This is a genomic window from Paraburkholderia aromaticivorans, assembly GCF_002278075.1.
Lineage (GTDB): Bacteria > Pseudomonadota > Gammaproteobacteria > Burkholderiales > Burkholderiaceae > Paraburkholderia > Paraburkholderia aromaticivorans.
In genome coordinates this window covers 708,195-724,994 of record NZ_CP022990.1, presented here as the reverse complement: position 1 = coordinate 724,994, position 16,800 = coordinate 708,195, and the positions used below count along the sequence as shown (strand labels likewise).

Annotated in this window: 11 protein-coding genes, 1 pseudogene and 1 riboswitch; of the genes and pseudogenes, 7 read left to right on the top strand and 5 right to left on the bottom strand. The window is 66.9% G+C overall.

Annotated elements, in window-relative coordinates; all coding sequences use genetic code 11:
- The first annotated feature begins 50 nt into the window (after positions 1-50).
- The 3 genes and pseudogenes from CJU94_RS23000 (at position 51) to CJU94_RS42535 (ending at position 4,671) form a co-directional block, all read left to right on the top strand.
- On the top strand, positions 51-1,193 hold the full coding sequence (locus CJU94_RS23000) for a metallophosphoesterase family protein (RefSeq protein WP_095420986.1): 1,143 nt from the start codon (positions 51-53) through the stop codon (positions 1,191-1,193).
- The gene (locus tag CJU94_RS22995) at positions 1,190-3,814 is read left to right on the top strand and encodes an AAA family ATPase (RefSeq protein WP_095420985.1); all 2,625 of its coding nucleotides are present in this window, start codon (positions 1,190-1,192) and stop codon (positions 3,812-3,814) included. The genes CJU94_RS23000 and CJU94_RS22995 overlap by 4 nt, the downstream gene beginning before the upstream one ends.
- 269 nt (positions 3,815-4,083) lie before the next feature.
- Positions 4,084-4,671: pseudogene (locus tag CJU94_RS42535) on the top strand (type VI secretion system tube protein Hcp).
- 642 nt (positions 4,672-5,313) lie between these two features.
- Here CJU94_RS42535 and cobJ read toward each other — a convergent pair.
- The 4 genes from cobJ to cobG are packed head-to-tail and all read right to left on the bottom strand — an operon-like array spanning position 5,314 to position 10,046.
- The gene (cobJ, locus tag CJU94_RS22980; RefSeq protein WP_095420984.1) at positions 5,314-7,089 is read right to left on the bottom strand and encodes a precorrin-3B C(17)-methyltransferase; all 1,776 of its coding nucleotides are present in this window, start codon (positions 7,087-7,089) and stop codon (positions 5,314-5,316) included.
- Complete coding sequence (locus CJU94_RS22975) at positions 7,086-7,817, bottom strand: precorrin-2 C(20)-methyltransferase (RefSeq protein WP_095420983.1); 732 nt, start codon at positions 7,815-7,817, stop codon at positions 7,086-7,088. The genes cobJ and CJU94_RS22975 overlap by 4 nt, the downstream gene beginning before the upstream one ends.
- A complete protein-coding gene (locus CJU94_RS22970; protein WP_095420982.1) occupies positions 7,817-8,443 on the bottom strand; it encodes a precorrin-8X methylmutase in 627 nt (208 codons plus the stop codon). Before CJU94_RS22970 ends, CJU94_RS22975 begins: the two co-directional genes overlap by 1 nt.
- Positions 8,436-10,046 (bottom strand): precorrin-3B synthase, encoded by a 1,611-nt coding sequence (gene cobG / locus CJU94_RS22965; protein WP_425272230.1) that lies wholly within the window; start codon positions 10,044-10,046, stop codon positions 8,436-8,438. The genes CJU94_RS22970 and cobG overlap by 8 nt, the downstream gene beginning before the upstream one ends.
- Positions 10,047-10,099: 53 nt before the next feature.
- Positions 10,100-10,278, bottom strand: a riboswitch (cobalamin riboswitch).
- An 84-nt stretch (positions 10,279-10,362) separates the two neighbouring features.
- Between cobG and cbiE the strand changes: the two genes are divergently transcribed.
- Genes cbiE through cobM form a run of 4 tightly spaced genes read left to right on the top strand, consistent with a single transcriptional unit; the run spans position 10,363 to position 14,353 of the window.
- Positions 10,363-11,751, top strand: coding sequence for a precorrin-6y C5,15-methyltransferase (decarboxylating) subunit CbiE (gene cbiE, locus CJU94_RS22960; RefSeq protein ID WP_095422753.1), 1,389 nt, complete (start codon positions 10,363-10,365; stop codon positions 11,749-11,751).
- A complete protein-coding gene (locus CJU94_RS22955; protein ID WP_095420980.1) occupies positions 11,751-12,848 on the top strand; it encodes a cobalt-precorrin-5B (C(1))-methyltransferase in 1,098 nt (365 codons plus the stop codon). The genes cbiE and CJU94_RS22955 overlap by 1 nt, the downstream gene beginning before the upstream one ends.
- Entirely contained in the window at positions 12,845-13,570 is a 726-nt protein-coding gene (locus CJU94_RS22950) for a cobalt-precorrin-6A reductase (protein ID WP_095420979.1), read from the top strand. Before CJU94_RS22955 ends, CJU94_RS22950 begins: the two co-directional genes overlap by 4 nt.
- A 57-nt stretch (positions 13,571-13,627) precedes the next feature.
- Complete coding sequence (gene cobM / locus CJU94_RS22945) at positions 13,628-14,353, top strand: precorrin-4 C(11)-methyltransferase (RefSeq protein WP_095420978.1); 726 nt, start codon at positions 13,628-13,630, stop codon at positions 14,351-14,353.
- Between the two features lie 84 nt (positions 14,354-14,437).
- Here cobM and metE read toward each other — a convergent pair whose 3' ends face one another.
- Positions 14,438-16,732, bottom strand: coding sequence for a 5-methyltetrahydropteroyltriglutamate--homocysteine S-methyltransferase (gene metE / locus CJU94_RS22940; RefSeq protein ID WP_095420977.1), 2,295 nt, complete (start codon positions 16,730-16,732; stop codon positions 14,438-14,440).
- Between the last annotated feature and the right edge of the window lie 68 nt (positions 16,733-16,800).

Sequence of the window (16,800 nt, the reverse complement as noted above, 5' to 3'; positions counted from 1 at the left end):
CGCGGGCTTGCCCGGCGAGGCAGATTGCAATGGAACGGAATGGAGGCACAGTGATCAGGTTTCTGCACACCGCGGACTGGCAGATAGGCACGCAATTCGGCCAGTTCGAGCCGGACGAAGCGGCGCACCTTGCCGAGGCGCGTCTCGAGACCGTGCGCCGGATCGCCGGAGAAGCCGCCGCGCGCGAGGTCGACGCCGTGCTCGTGGCCGGCGACGTCTTCGATCTGCAAACCGTCTCGGACACGGTGATCCGCCGTCTGTTCGGTGCGCTGCAAGGCTTCACCGGGCCGTGGATCATGCTGCCGGGCAATCACGACGCCGCGCTCGTCGAGAGCGTCTGGACGCGTGCGCAGCGCCTGAACTGCATCGCGCCGAATGTGCGCGTGGTGCTCGAACCCGGCGTGGTGCTGCTGGACGCCTGCCGGTGCGCGTTGCTGTGCGCGCCGCTGACGCAACGCATCACCTATGACGACACCACCGGTTTCTTCGATACCACAGAGACGCCACCCGGCTATCACCGCGTCGGACTCGCGCACGGCAGCGTGAGCGGGATTCTGCAGGAAGGCATCGACTCGTCCAATCCGATCGCGCCGACGCGGGCCGCGAGCGCGCGTCTGGACTATCTGGCGCTCGGCGACTGGCACGGCCATCTGCGCGTCGACGAGCGCACCTGGTACGCCGGCACGCACGAGCAGGACCGCTTCCGCGCCAACGATCCGGGTTTCATGCTCGACGTCACGCTGCGTGAGCCGGGGGCGTCGCCGGAGGTCGAGCCGGTGCGGGTCGGGCAATATCAGTGGCATCGCTGGGACGAAACCATCGCCGTGCCGACCGACGTGGACTCGCTCAAGGCGCGCCTCGCGGCCCTCGGCAGCCACGACGTGCTGCGCGTCGCGGTCGGCGGCACCGCCGCGCTCGCCGACGCCGAAGCGATTCATGTTGCCGTGGAAGAAGCGCGCGCCCGCGTGCGGGCATTGCGCGTCGATCTGAGCGGCCTGCAAGTGCTGCCTACCGCCGACGACCTCGCCGAACTCGGTGCGCAAAGCGGCTATCTCGCGAAAGTGGTGGCGCGTCTGCGTGCTTTGCAGGAAGACCCGCAATCCGACCCGCGGGAGGCCAAGCGCGCTGCCGAGGCGTTGTTGCTTCTGGCGCGTTTTCAACGTGAACTGCCGCGCGAAGCGAGGTCCGCATGAAGCTGCAAAGTATCGCGATCCAGGAATTCAAGCAGTTCACCGGACGGCTCGTCATCGACGATCTGCAGCCCGGTCTCAATCTTTTTGTCGGCCCGAACGAGGCTGGCAAGAGCACCATTGCCGAGGCCGTGCGCGCCGTGTTTCTGGAGCGTTACAAGGCCTCGCATCTGAAAGACCTGTTGCCGTGGGGCAAGGCGAGCGGGCAGCCGTCGGTGGAGGTGAGCTTCGATCTGGACGGCGCGGCGTGCCGGCTGTCGAAGCAGTTCGTCACGCGCCAGCGCTGCGAGCTGAAGATCGGTCAGAGCGTGTTCGGCGAGGATGAAGCCGAAGACAAGCTCGCGGCTTTGCTCGGTTTTTCGCGCGCCGCGCGTGGGCCGCTGAAGGCCGAGAACTCGGGCGTTCCCGGTCTGTTGTGGGTGCAGCAAGGCGGCACGCAGGAAATGCGCGATTCCACCGGCCACGCGGCGCAGTATCTGCGCGATGCGCTGTCGCAACTCTCGGGCGGCAGTGAATCGGCCGGCGAGGATGCGTTGATCGCGGCCGTGCAGCGCGAACTTCGGCAACTGCTCACCGCGCGCACGCAGAAGTCCACCGGACCGCTCGCCGAAGCGGAACAGGCGCTCGCCCGGCTGATCGACGAGCGCGACGAGCTGGAACAGCAGCGTCGACAGTTCGAGGAGAACATCGCTCGTCTGGCCGCACAGCAGGAGGCATTCGACGACACGCAGCGCAAGCGCCCCTGGGAGCTCCATGAGCAGAAGGCCGCGCAGGCGCAGCAACGCGCCGATGCCGCGGCGGAACTCGAACGCAGCCTGCAAGGCCTGGCGCAAGCGCTGAAGGCGAGCGAAGCCGAACTGGCGTTGCCGTTGCAACAGGAGCAGAACGCGCTCGAACTGGAAGCGGCCGTGGCGCGCGAGCGGCAGCAACTCGACGCGGCGCGGGCAAGCGTGGCGGCGGTTCAGGCGGAGCACGCGCAAGCCGCGGCCAGCGTGGCGCAATTCGAGCAGGCTTTCGCCGATGCAAACCGCGCGCTCGAACTGGCCAACGCGGCGGTAACCGCGGCCGACCTGCGCAGCCAGATCGGCCTTTATCGCGCCGAAAGCGAGCGGCTCGAAGCGTCGATCGCAGCGGCCAGCAAAGCGAACGAGGCCGTGCTGGAGGCCGCGCGCGAGGCGGCGGCGCTCGAGATCGACGAGCCGAAACTGAAGCGGCTCGGTGTGCTTGCCGGCGAGCTGACCGTGCTGCGTGCCCGCACCGAAGCGGCGATGACGCGCATCGAATACCGCTTGACCGGCGCGATGACGGTCGACGATCAACCGGTGAGCGGCGAAGGCGTGCTGCGTCTGGACGGGGAGAAGCGGATCGGCCTCGGCGCGCTCGGCGAATTGCGGGTGGTGCCGGGCGTTTCCGATCTGCCGGCGCGCCTGTCCGAACTCGCGTCGCTCGAAGCCCAACATGCGCAGCTGTTGCAGGTGCTCGGCGTGGCGTCGTTCGGCGAGGGCGAGTCGAGGCACGAGCAGTGGAAGGCGCTGCTCGCGCAGCAGAAGAGCCAGGCGAAGATTCTCGACGCGCATGCGCCGCAGGGCATCGAGGCGCTGCACGCGGCGTCGGCATCGGCGTCGGCGCGCATGCGGGCGGCCAATGAGCGGCTCGCGGGTCTGCCTGACGTGTCGAGCGCCGTGCCGCTCGACGACGCGCGCCGCAACGCCGCGATCGCGCGCGATGCGTTGGAGGCTGCGCGACATGTATTGACGCAGGCAGCCGATAAAAAATCGACCGGCATGGCGAATGAGGAATCACTCGCGACCCAGCTGCAGCGCAAGGACGCGCAGTTGAGCGACGAAGCCTTCCGCCGGAACCGCGAGCAGTGGCAGACGAAGATTGTCGAACAGCGCGTGCAGGTCGAGGCGCTGCGCAAACAGCGCGAAGGACGCGAGCGTGAGCTGGAAGCGGCGCGGCTCGATGACCCGGCGGCCGAGGCGAAGCGTTATCGCGCGTCGGCGGAACTCGCGCGCGGCGAGCAGAACGAGCGGCAAGTACGGATCGCGGGACTGCGGAGCCAACTGGAAACGGTGGGTGCGTCGGGACTCGGCGAGCGTCTCGCGGTGTTGGAGGCCAAGGTCGAACAGGCCACGCGGCGCAAGGACGAACTCAGCTTGCGCGCGAGTGCGCTGAGTCTGCTTGACGAAGTGCTGGTCGACGAACGCGATGCCGCGGTGGCGCAGTTGCGCGCGCCTTTGACCGAACGTCTCGGGCATTATCTGAAACGGATTTTCCCGCAGTCGACGCTCGCGCTCGGCGACGATTTGAGTCCCGCCACGCTGGATCGCTACGGCCGCGCGGATACGCTCGAGGCGCTGAGCTTCGGCACGCGCGAGCAACTCGGCATTCTGACTCGGCTTGCGTACGCGGATTTGCTGAAAGCATCGGGCCGGCCGACCTTGCTCATGCTCGACGACGCGGCGGTGCATACCGACGCCGCGCGGCGCGATGCGATCAAACGCGCCTTGATCGACGCGGCTACGCGGCATCAGATTCTGGTGTTCACCTGCCATCCTGAGTTGTGGGACGACCTCGGCGTCAGGCAGCGGGCGATCGAGGATCTGAAGGTGGCGGCCTAGGCGTCGGGCCGGCCGAGCACCGCGGCAACGAACGAGTGGGCCAGATCGCATGACCCGTGTCGTGCGATCGATCAATCAACGTAAATTCTCGCAAACTTGCAGAAAGTTCGTATCTCGGCAGATCGACATTTCCCCCGAAACTGGCGATTCCAGTCTGAGTCGCGGTCGGAGCCGTCTGCCCCTATGAGTTAGCGCTGTTTGGGTCGAATGCTCGTGCATGTCCCGCGTGACGACCGTCTGAATAGTCGGACAGACCACGGGGATGGCGGATGGCGCAGGATACTTTCATCAAGATCAACGGCATCGGCGGTGAGTCGCAGGACGCTTCGCATCTGAATGAAATCGATGTGATCGGTTGGCGCTAGAGGGTTTCGCAGGATTCGACCATGATGTCGGGCTCCGGCGGTGGCGCGGGCAAGGCTACGGTTTCGGATCTGGAATTCACGCATCAGCTGGATCGTGCCAGTCCGAATCTGACCAGATACTGCTTCACCGGCAAACATATCGACGAGGCGAATCCTGATGATGTGGCCGTGCCGAATATCGGCCCTTTACCCAAGGGTGTCTATTATCTGGTCGATCGGCAATCAGGCGGCTTCATCGGGCCAACGCGTGACTTATTCAATCGGCATGGCGGCTCCACCGACAGGCGGAGCTGGTTCACGTTGTGGAATCCCGTCTCTGGAGACACGACTAACATTGACGGTATTAAACGAGGCAATTTCAGGTTGCACCCCATGGGTACGCTCCGATTGAGCGAAGGCTGTATTACGTCCAGGATCCGAACGATTTCGACCGGTTGCAAAAGTACATTCGTTCGCGCGGGCGCACGCTGCCGGTCCCTCGAACGACAATGAAGGCCTACGGAACGGCCGAAGTGAAATGAGAAAATACGCACTGAGAACATTTTGCGTCGTTGCGTATCTTTTAGGCTCTGTAGTTGGCGGTTGGCATATAACGTGTCTCTTCACGCTATTGCCTATGGCAATGCCGGTTTCCGTCGACACTTCCATTCGCTTTGCACTCTCAATCACCGGCAATGATGATCTGGCAAATGCCGACGATATGGAAAAATGCTCGCGTTGCTGCTCTACTGGGCGATTGCCACACTGCTGAGCGCGATAGTACTGGTTGGGTTCAAACGATGGCTATCTCGCTACCTCATTGCGAGGAAGAGCGCTGAAGCGAGTCCCAAACTGCCTTTGCCGGTAACGCTTGCTGCGTCGCTGCTCGGGCTCGTTGTTATCAGCTTTCCTGGTTGGTCCGTGTCGAGCCCCTTTACGACCTATCCACTTCACATACCGGCTCCCGTCAAGGCAATAATCAGATACTACCTATCAGTGACAGGCCGAGGCGCCCGGTCAGATCTCGACGAGAACTTGATTGTGTACGTCATGGACCTTTATTGGGCGATCGCTACGCTGTGCATCGGCGTACCGGTCATTTTTGCTGTCTGGCGATACGTCGGTTCATGCGCAGAAAAGCCTCGTAGCCCACACTCACTCATACCAGCGCGGCGTATAAACCCACTCGCCGCCTTCGTCCCCGTTGCCGAACCGTCGCGTCGTGGACGACCCCACGATTACCATCGTGCGCATATCCACATCGGACGAACGCAGCTCGCCTAGCGTGATCGTCCGCAGCGTGCTGCCGGGCCGGCCGATGTCGCGCCCCAGCACCACCAGAGTCTGCGCCGCGCGATATTCCCGCACGATGTCCAACGCTTTATCCAGTTGCCACGGCCGTGCGCGCGAAATCGGGTTGTAGAACGCCATCACCAGATCCGCTTCGGCGGCATGTCTGAGGCGCTTTTCGATGATCGTCCAGGGCTTCAGGTTGTCGGATAGCGACAGCATGCAGAAGTCGTGACCCAGCGGCGCACCCGCTTGCGCCGCTGTTGCCATCGCCGCCGATACGCCGGGCACGATCGCCAGTTCCACCGCGGCCCACTGCGGGTTGTGCGACGACTCGAGCGCTTCGAGGACCGCCGCCGCCATCGCGAACACACCCGGATCGCCCGATGACACCATCACGACGGAACGTCCTTCACTGGCGAGTTCGAATGCGTGCCGCGCGCGCTGCAGTTCCTCGCGATTGTCCGTACCGTGCACGCGCTGATCGGCCCGCAACGGGCCTGCCATTTTCACGTAAGTGTCGTAGCCGAGGATGTCGGTGGCGTCGTTGAGCGCCGTGCGCGCGGCGGGCACCATCAGATCGGCGCGGCCCGGACCGAGGCCGATCACCGTCAGACGGCCGCGCGCACGGCCGATCGTGTCCGGATCGATCGCGAGCGGCGCCAACGCCAGCGCGACGCCTGTCGTCGAATCGTTGTGCAGCGTCTCGTAGGGAATGCGCAATGCGGCATGCAGCAGGTTGGCGGGGGGGGCGCCATCTTCGGGGCGTGTCAGCGCGAAGCGTAGCGGCACGTTCAAGTTCGCCGCGGCCTCGGCGAGCGCCGGGTCGGCCACGCGGTCTGACGAGGTGAGCAAAGCCGCGAGCGATAGTGGCGCGAGACCGTGAGCGTCCAGTGCCTCACGCACGCGGGTGACAATCTCGGCGGCAGTACCCGCACCCGCACCCGCACCCGCACCCGCACCCGCACCCGCACCCGCCCCGACACTAACACCCGCACCACCACCCATCACCGCTACAACCACACTGCGAGGATGAATCACCAGCTCATCCGCACGCCCGTCCCACGCACGCGGCGTCACGCGAATCGCGAGGCGCGCCGAAGCGGAGCGGGGCAGTTGCGCGTCGTCGAGCCACGGCGCTTCGCCTTCGATGCGCGTGCTCTCACCCGCCAGCAGATCCGACACGAAGCGTTTGCCCTGCCCGATATCGGCGAGCGTGTAACCGTCGGGCGGATTGAGCACGCAGGTGCCGAAACGCAATTCGCCACTCGTCGTGATGGCGGGCGGCACGGCCAGCATCGCGGCAATCTCGCGCGCCATCACGTTGACGCCGGCGAGACCGCCGAGCAGCGGCACCACTGCGCTGCCGTCTTCGGCGACGGCGAGCACCGGCGGCTCGACTCCCTTGTTCGACAACGCCGGCGCGACACAGCGAATCACGATCCCCGCCGCGCACAACGCGACGATCGGCGTGCCGCGCGCATACAACGCGAGCAGATGCGCGCCGAGTTCGCTGTACGGCACGTCCGCCTCGACGCGCCCCTGCAACGCATGCACCTGGCTATCCGCATACAGCGCCTGAATGCGGCGTGCGGTCGCCAATGCGCCCGCGCCGAGAATCACGATCGCGGGCGCGTTCATCCTTGCCATTTTTCCCCCGGCAGCACGAGCAGCGAAAAATACGGCGACGCCATCGGATCCACGTCGGCGAGCGGCACGATGCGTTGATTGCCCATGGTCGCGCGTTCGACATAGAGCGCGCGGTCCGCGAGGCCGAGTTCACCCAGCACGCGCCGCACCTTGTCGAAGTTGCGGCCCAGTTTCATCACGACCGCGGCATCGGCATCGGCTAGACGCCGGCGTAACTCGTCTTCGGGCAGCACGCCCGAGAGCACCGACAGGCTCTGATTGCGATACACGAGCGGCGAGCCGAGCACCGCCGCGCCGCCGAGCATCGAGCACACGCCGGGCACGACTTCGCTCGCGTAGCGCGGCGCAAGCCGGTCGTGCAGATACATGTACGAGCCATAGAAGAACGGATCGCCTTCGCAGATCACGGCGACGTCGCGGCCCGCGTCGAGGTGAGCGGCGACGATTTCCGCGGCGGTGTCGTAGAAATCGGCGATGATCGCTTCGTATGAAAGCGGCGGTTCGAGCGCTTCGGTCGTGACGGGATACACGAGCGGCAGATGCTGCTGCGCGTCGTGCAAATGCGCCTCGATGATGCTGAACGCGTTGCCTTTCTTGCCCTTGGCGACGAAGTACGCGACCACCGGCGCTGCCTTCAGCAAACGCAGCGCCTTGAGCGTGATGAGTTCGGGGTCGCCGGGCCCGACACCAAGTCCGAACAGACGTCCTTGCACCGTCATTATTCGACCTCCGTTGCCAGCGCATTGACGGCGGCCGCCGCCATGGCGCTGCCGCCACGCCGACCATGCACCACCACGTAAGGCACGCCGCGGCTGTCTTCCGCGAGCATGGCCTTCGATTCGGCGGCGCCGACAAAGCCCACCGGAAAGCCGAGTATCAGCGCGGGTCTTGGCGCGCCGGCGTCGAGCATATCGAGCAGATGAAACAGCGCGGTCGGCGCATTGCCGATCACGACGACGCTGCCCGCCAGCTGCGGCCGCCACAATTCCAGCGCGGCCGCGGAGCGCGTATTGCCGAGTTCGCGCGCGAGCGCGGGCACGTCGGGATGCGTGAGGGTGCAGACGACCGCATTGTTCGCCGGCAGCCGCGCACGCGTAATGCCCTGCGCGACCATGCCGGCATCGCAGAGGATCGGCGCGCCTCGCGCAAGCGCCGTGCGGCCCGAGGCGCCCGCGCCTTCGGAAAAGCGCAGGTCGTCGATCACATCGACCATGCCGCACGCGTGGATCACGCGCACCGCGAGTTTTTCCAGGTCGGCGGGAATGCGCGACAAGTCGGCCTCCGCGCGGATCGTCGCAAAGGATTGGCGATAGATCTCCTGACCGTCGCGAATGTAATCAAGCATCGGGGTTACTCCGGGCCAGGCGTTCGAGCATGTCGGCGGCCTGGTCGATCGTCAGTTGGCGCGCGACGCACAGGCCGAAACCGGGCCGGCCGTCGCGTCGATAAAGGTCGTAGAGGCCGGGCGCGGCCGCCAGCAGCGTGTACGGCGCGCAATGCGCGGCGGCGCACGAACGTGGGCAGCCGCTCAGGTGCGCGTCGACGCCGGCAGCCAGGCGGGCGGCGAGGCGCAGCGCGTCGGCCTTGGTGTCGGCGAGGCTTTTCGCGCAGCCGCTGGAACCGGCGCAGGCGATCAGACGCGTGATGGCTTGCGCGGGATCGCAGGCGAGACCGAGCGCCGCCAAACCGGATAGCACGGCTGGAACGGCATGCGTTGCGATGTCGGGCAGCAGCACGCTTTGCCAGGGTGTGACGCGCAGCGTGCCGTTGCCGTGCTGCTGCGAAAGCGCGGCGAGGGCATCGAGGGTGTTGGCGTCGAGGCGTCCCAGCGGCGGCTGGCCGCCTGCGTGCCAGGTTCCGGGCACGCGTTGCGCGTGAGCGCCCAGCCGAAGGCCGGCATCGGCCGGCGTGCGGCGATGCCAGCCGGCCAGCGCTGCGTTTCGCGTCAGCGGGAAGTCGAGGTAGCGTTGAGCGTGATGCAGGAGCGCGTCGGCGGAATGCACGGCTAGCAGGTGACGCATGCGCGTGGCGTCGGCGGCGGCGAGGTCGAGGAATGTGAGCAGCAGCGCGCGTACCAGAGCCGGAGCTTGCGAGGGGAGTATCGCGGCTAGCGGGACCGCGCCGTTGGCGTGGGACTCGTCCGTCGTGATGCACTCATTTTGCGCCGGCGAGCCGGCCCACGCACTCGCAGGCGGACAACCCGCCAGGCCGAATACGAAGCGCACGCCGTCGGCTTCCTGCGACGCCGCCAGCCAAACGTCATGCGGATGATCCACTCGCGCGAGCCGTTCGCCGCCGTCCAGCAACAGCGCGAATTTCGGCGACAGCGCCGCGAAACGCGGTTCGCTTTGCAGCGTCGCGAGCAATTCGGCGCACAGCGGGCGGGTGTCGAACAGGGAGCAGGGATCGCGTCCGGCAGCGGGGCTGATCATGACGTTGCGCACGTCGTCGGCGGCGATCGCCATTGCGGCTGACGCGTCCAATGCGTCCGGCAGCTTCGACGAAACCGTCTCCACTGCGTTCGCTGCCGCCCGGTCCACTGCGCTCACCGCCATCGTGTCCGCAACGTCCGCCGGACCGATTGCCACCGCCTTCGCTGCGCCCGCCGACGGCATCGGCCCGAGACCGGCGGCGACCAGCGCCGCGATCAACGCCGCTTCCTCACCACGCTTCACGCCGCGCACCTGCACATTGGCACGATTGGTCAGCTCGATCACGCCGGCCGCATGGCGTGCACTGACATCGGCGATCGCCCGCGCCTGCGCCGCGCTCAACTCGCCGCCGGGCAGTTTGATGCGGCAAATCCCGCCGTCGCGCGCGGCGACGATGCGCAGCAGCCCCGGGCACGCCGAGGGCCGCGGCGTGGCGGCTGCGTCGGACACAACGGTGGAAGGCGAAGCTTGATTCAAGACGGACACCGGTTTAGCGTCGCGCGACGGCCCGAGCATGCCGTCAGGCGGGCATGGCTGCGGCATCGGTACACCCCGCCCGATGTTGGCTGGCACGAACAGTCTTGCCGGCAGGTCTCCTGGCTGGCAGGTCATGGTCCGCCGCAGCCTTCCCGGTCGAACCAGTGGCGTGGAGCGCAGGCGGACTCGCTGCATACAGTTGCGGGGGCAGCCACAGTGGCACTGTGTTCCCTCTTCGGCCCCGAAGGGCACCGGCGGCTGTATTATGCCTTTTTTCGAACCGCACAACGAGGCTGGGCGCTTTGATCGGCGCGGCACAGCGGACTATTTGAAGACACAGAATGAGGATGGATGCATGCCCGCGTGGCTGACGGTGGTGGGCATCGGCGACGACGGCTTCGCCGGTTTGGGAAGGCCCGCGCGGCGCGCTTTGCTGCAAGCGTCGGTGGTCTACGGCGGTGAACGCCATCTGGCGATGCTGCCCGCGCGCCTCGCCGCGCGCCGCGCCGCGTGGCCGCGTCCGTTCGATCTCTCGCCTTTGCTGGCCGAACGCGGCGGCGCGGTGTGCGTGCTGGCGAGCGGCGACCCGATGCTGTTCGGCGTAGGCGCGACGCTCGCGCGGCAGTTGCCGGCGGGGGAGTTGCGGGTGCTGCCCGCGCCGTCGTCGTTGTCGCTGGCGGCCGCGCGCCTCGGCTGGCCGTTGCAGGACGTCGCGACGGTGTCGCTGGTGGGGCGGCCGTTGGCGACGTTGAACGCGCATCTGCACGACGGCGCGCGCGTGTTCGTGCTGAGCGCGGACGGACGCACGCCCGCGGCGCTCGCGGAGTTGCTCAACGCCCGCGGTTTCGGGGCGACCCGCATGAGCGTGCTGGAACACTTGGGCGGCGAGCTGGAACGGCGCATCGACGGCCGCGCGGATCAGTGGCCGGCGGGCGAAGTGGCCGCGCTGAATCTGATCGCGCTCGACTGCCGCGCCACCGAGGGCGCGCCGCGTTTGCCGCTGACCTGCGGCTTGCCCGATGACGCTTTTCGCCACGACGGCCAGTTGACCAAGCGCGATGTGCGCGCCATCACGCTCGCGCGCCTCGCGCCGGCGCCCGGCGAACTGCTGTGGGACGTGGGCGCGGGTAGCGGCTCGATCGGCATCGAATGGATGCGCTCGCATCCGACCTGCCGCGCGATCGCGATTGAAGGACACGCCGAGCGTCAGCGCTTCATCGAACACAATCGCGACGCGCTGGGCGTGCCGAGTCTGCAACTCGTCGCAGGCCGCGCGCCTGCCGCGCTGCAGGGGCTGCCGCTGCCGGATGCGGTGTTCATCGGCGGGGGCGCGACCGTGCCGGGCGTGCTGGAGGCATGTTGGGCCGCTCTGCGCGAGGGTGGCCGGCTGGTCGCCAACGCGGTTACGTTGCAGGGCGAAGCGGCGCTGGTCGCCTGGCGCGAGCGGCACGGCGGCACGCTGACGCGGATCGCGCTGGCCGACGCCCAGCCGCTCGGCGCTTTCGATACATGGCGGCAGGCGTTGCCGATCACGCTGTTGGACGTGACGAAGCCGAGCGGCGAGGGCGCCAGGAACACCATTGACCCGGCCGATGTAACGAACGCTACGAACGGCGTGAACTGCACGAACTGCACGAACGGCACGAACGGCACGAACGGCACGAACGGTGCGAACGGCGCGAACGGCGCGAACGCCACCAACGCCACCAACGCTTTGAACACCGACTCACCGCAAGAACCCTGATGCGCGACGAAACGCCCGAACAACCCGCGCCGCTGCGTAGCGGCTACACGACCGGCAGTTGCGCCACCGCGACGTCGCTGGCGGCGGCGCGTCTGTTGCTGGCGGGCGTGGTTAGCAACGTGGCGGAGATCGTGCTGCCCAGGGGCCAGCATGTGCCGATGCCGCTGGTGTTCTGCCGTCTGATCGGCAACGGCGACGGCGGTGCCGAAGCCGGCACCGTCAAGGACGCCGGCGACGATCCCGACGTCACGCACGGCGCGGTCGTATTCGCGCGCGTGCGCCTCGTCGCCGAACCGGGCGTGAAGTTTCGCGCGGGGCCCGGCGTCGGCACGGTGACGCGCGCGGGACTGACGCTGCCGGTCGGCGAACCGGCGATCAACCCGGTGCCGCGCAGAATGATGACCGAGCACCTTGCCGAACTGGCGGCGGAGCACGGATATGGCGGCGGCTTCGAGGTGACGATCGGCGTGGAAGGCGGCGAAGCGCTCGCGCTGAAAACCATGAACCCGCGCCTGGGCATTCTCGGCGGCCTGTCGATTCTCGGCACCACCGGCATCGTGCGGCCTTTCTCGTGCTCGGCGTATATCGCGTCGATCCATCAGGGCATCGACGTCGCGCGCGCCAACGGCTACACGCATCTGGCCGCCTGCACCGGCAACGCCAGCGAGGAGGCGATGCGCGCGCATTACGGTCTGCCGGATATCGCGCTGATCGAAATGGGCGACTTCGTCGGCGCGGTGCTCAAGCATATGAAGCGCGCGCCGGTCGAGCGCCTCAGCGTGTGCGGCGGCTTCGGCAAACTCAGCAAGCTGGCGGCGGGGCATCTCGATCTGCATAGCCGCAATTCGAGCATCGACCTCGAACGGCTCGCGCAATGGGCGGCCGAATATGGCGCCGACGCCGCGCTTCAGGCGGCGATCCGCGCGGCCAATACGAGCCAGCAGGCGGTGGCGTTGGCGCGCGCGCAGCAGGTGCCGCTCGGCGATATCGTCTGCCGGCATGCGCTGACGCTGGCGCGCGCCATCGTGCCGCCGCAGGTCACCGTGGAAATGTTCGCGATCGACCGTCAGGGCAACCTGATCGGAGCCGCGCAATGAGGCGGATTCTGCTGCTCGGCGGCACCGGCGACGCGCTGCGGATCGCGCGGCAACTCGGCGACCCCGCCCACGTGTACAGTCTTGCCGGCCTCGGCAAGGTGCCGGACGATCTCCCGTGCGCGGTGCGCGTGGGCGGCTTCGGCGGTAGTGAGGGCATGGCGCGTTACCTAAATAGCGAGGGCATTGGCCTCGTGATCGATGCGACCCATCCCTATGCCGCGCAAATCAGCGCGAATGCGGCGCAGGCGAGCCGCGCCACGGGCGTGCCGTATTGGGCGCTGCGTCGCCCGGCCTGGCAGCCGCAAGCCGGCGACGACTGGCGTATGGCCGGCGACTGGAACGAGCTCACGGATGCGCTGGCGCCGTTCAGAAAGCCGCTCTTCACGCTCGGTCGCGAGCCGCTCGCGCATCTCGACGACATCCCCTCGCATCAGTTCTGGACGGTGCGTTGTCTCGATTCGCACGAGGACACGCCGCGTGCGCGCATACTCGCGGCGCGCGGCCCATTCACGCTCGAAGGCGAGCGCGCGTTGTTCGCGCTGCAAGCCTTCGATGTGGTGGTCAGCAAAAACAGCGGCGGCAATGCGACCGAAGCGAAACTCGAAGTCGCGCGAGAACGCGGTCTGCCGGTCGTGATGTTGCGCCGGCCCGAGTTGCCGCCGGCGGATCGGGAATTCGACCACGTTGCCGACCTGCTCGAAGCGCTGCAAGCGGCGGCTTGAATTGCGCCCGAATCGCCTGTGCGTGTCACGCCGACCCAACGAATCATGGAGTAGTGAATGACAGTGTTTTTTATCGGCGCGGGTCCTGGCGACCCGGAACTGATCACGGTGAAAGGGCAGCGCCTCGTGCGCAGTTGCCCGGTGATCCTGTACGCGGGTTCGCTCGTGCCGGCCGCGGTGCTCGAAGGTCACGCGGCCGCGCAGGTCGTCAACACCGCCGAACTCGACCTCGACCAGATCGTCGCGCTGCTCGCGGCCGCACACGCCAAAGGCCAGGACGTGGCGCGCGTGCATTCCGGCGATCCGTCCTTGTACGGCGCGATCGGCGAACAGATTCGCAGACTGCGCGAGCTGAACATTCCCTACGAGATCGTGCCGGGCGTCACCGCCACGGCCGCGTGCGCGGCGGCGCTGGGTTGCGAACTCACGCTGCCCGAGGTGTCGCAGACGCTGATCCTCACGCGTTTCGCGAGCAAGACCCGCATGCCCGAAGGCGAACAGCTCGCCGATCTCGCCCGGCACCGCGCGACCATGGCGATTCACCTCGGCGTGCGGCATCTTGCGCGCATCGTCGATGAATTGCGGCCGCATTACGGCGGCGCATGTCCAATCGCGGTGATTTATCGCGCGAGCTGGCCGGACGAGGAGAAGCTCACCGGCACGCTCGACGACATCGTCAGCAAGGTGCAATCGAGTTCGATCGAACGGACCGCGCTGATTCTGGTCGGTCACGTGCTCGCCGCGGAGGGTTTCGCGGACTCGACGCTGTACGCGAAAGAGTGAACCCGCCTACGCGCGAACGCCTATTCGCGCGACACAACACGGCGCGCAAATGGGCGTTCGACGCCGGCTCGACGGCTGGTCACATCACGCGGTCAATGCTTCCGGCTGCTGCGCCGCCAGCTTCGCGCGCAATGCTCTCGCGGCCTGCACCATATTCGCGAGCGCGGCTTCCGTTTCCGGCCAGCCGCGCGTCTTCAGCCCGCAGTCCGGATTGACCCACAGGCGCTCGGCCGGAATCACTTCGCAGGCGCGTTCCAGCAGACGTTGGATCGCGTCCGCGCCAGGCACGCGCGGCGAGTGGATATCGTAGACGCCCGGGCCGATTTCGTTCGGGTACGCGAAGGCGCCGAAGCCGTCGAGCAGTTCCATCGCCGAGCGCGAGGTCTCGATGGTGATCACGTCGGCATCCATCGCGGCGATCGACGGCAGTATGTCGTTGAATTCCGAATAGCACATGTGCGTATGAATCTGCGTTTGATCGGCCACGCCCGCTGCCGAAATGCGGAACGCGCGCGTCGCCCATTCCAGATACGCGGCCCAATCCGCGCGACGCAACGGCAAGCCTTCGCGAAAAGCCGGTTCGTCGATCTGGATGATGCGAATGCCGGCCTTTTCCAGATCCGCCACCTCGTCGCGGATCGCGAGCGCGAGTTGCAGCGCGGTGGTCGAGCGCGGCTGGTCGTCGCGCACGAACGACCATTGCAGCATGGTCACCGGGCCGGTCAGCATGCCTTTCATCGGCCGCTGCGTGAGCGATTGCGCGTAGCGCGTGGTTTCCACCGTGATCGGTTCGGGACGGTAGACGTCGCCGTAGATGATCGGCGGTTTCACGCAGCGCGAGCCGTAGCTCTGCACCCAGCCGTTCTCCGTGAACGCGTAGCCCCACAACTGCTCGCCGAAATACTCGACCATGTCGTTGCGTTCGGCTTCGCCGTGCACCAGCACGTCGAGGCCCAGTTCTTCCTGTTTGCGCACGGCGACCTCGATCTCGGCGCGCATGCGCTGCAGATAGTCGAGCGCGCGCAGTTCGCCGCGTTTGTAGGCGGCGCGCGCCTGGCGGATCGCCGCCGTTTGCGGGAACGAACCGATCGTGGTGGTCGGCAGGAGCGGCAGGCCGAGCGCTTCGCGCTGCAGACGGTTGCGTTCGGCGAACGGGCTGTGCCGTTGCGCCATCGTGTCGTTGACGGCGGCCACGCGTTTTTGCACGAGTGCGTTGACCACCGCGCTGGAATGGCGGCGTGCTGCGAGCGCGCGGTCGGCGGCGGCGAGCGTCGGTTCGGCCGCGGCGGGATCGCGCAAGGCGAGGGCGAGCGTGGCGACTTCAGCGAGCTTCTCTGTGGCGAAGGCGAGCCACGATTTCAGTTCGGCGTCGAGTTTGTTCTCCGCGTCGAGCGAAACCGGCACATGCAGCAGCGAGCACGACGGCGCGATCCACAAGCGCTCGCCGAATTCGGCATGCAAGCCTTGCAACGATTCGACGATCTCGCCGAGATCCGCGCGCCAGATATTGCGGCCGTCGATCACGCCGGCCGACAGCACCGCCTGCGCAGGCAATGCCGCGCGCCAGGCGTCGAGCTGCCGCGGGGCGCGCACGAGGTCCAGATGCACGCCGGCGATGGGCAGCGCGGCCACCCGCGGCGCGTGCTGGGCCGCGCTCTCGAAGTACGTCGCGAGCAACACCTTTACGCCCGACGTGCCGAGCACGTCATACGCGGCGCAAAACGCTTCGAGCCATGCCGCGGGCAGATCCACGCACAGCGCCGGCTCATCGAGTTGCACCCATTCGATGCCGCGCTGCTTGAGCTTGTCCAGCAGCCGGCTGTAGCGGATCACGAGCTTCGGCAGCAACGACAGGCGGTCGAAGCCGGCCACAGGGCTCTTGGACAGCCACAGGTAAGTGATCGGCCCGATCAGCACCGGCTTGACCGGCAGATTCAGCGCGAGTGCTTCGTCGATCTCCTCGAACAGCCACTCGACGCCGCCGTCGAAGCGCGTCTGCGGCCCGAGCTCGGGGACGAGGTAGTGGTAGTTCGTATCGAACCATTTGGTCATTTCCATTGCCGGCTGCGCGGCGTTGCCGCGCGCGAGCTCGTAGTACTGGGCGAGCGACAGCGCCTTCGGGTCGAAGCCGAAACGCTGCGGCAACGCACCGAGCAGCGCGCTCAGATTGAGCATCGGGTCGTAGTAGGCAAAATCGCCGACGGTGACGAAATCCAGCCCGGCGTCCTGCTGCAATTGCCAATGACGGGCGCGCAATTCGCGCGCGACGCCGCGCAGATGCGGTTCGTCGGATTCGCCGCGCCAGAACGATTCCTGCGCGAATTTCAGTTCGCGCTGCGCGCCGATGCGAGGAAAGCCGGAAATGTGCGTGCGGGCCATGTGAAGTCCTGTTGTGCATTGTATGAATTGGCGCCCAGTGTGAAAGTCGCGCTATGATTCATCAAGCG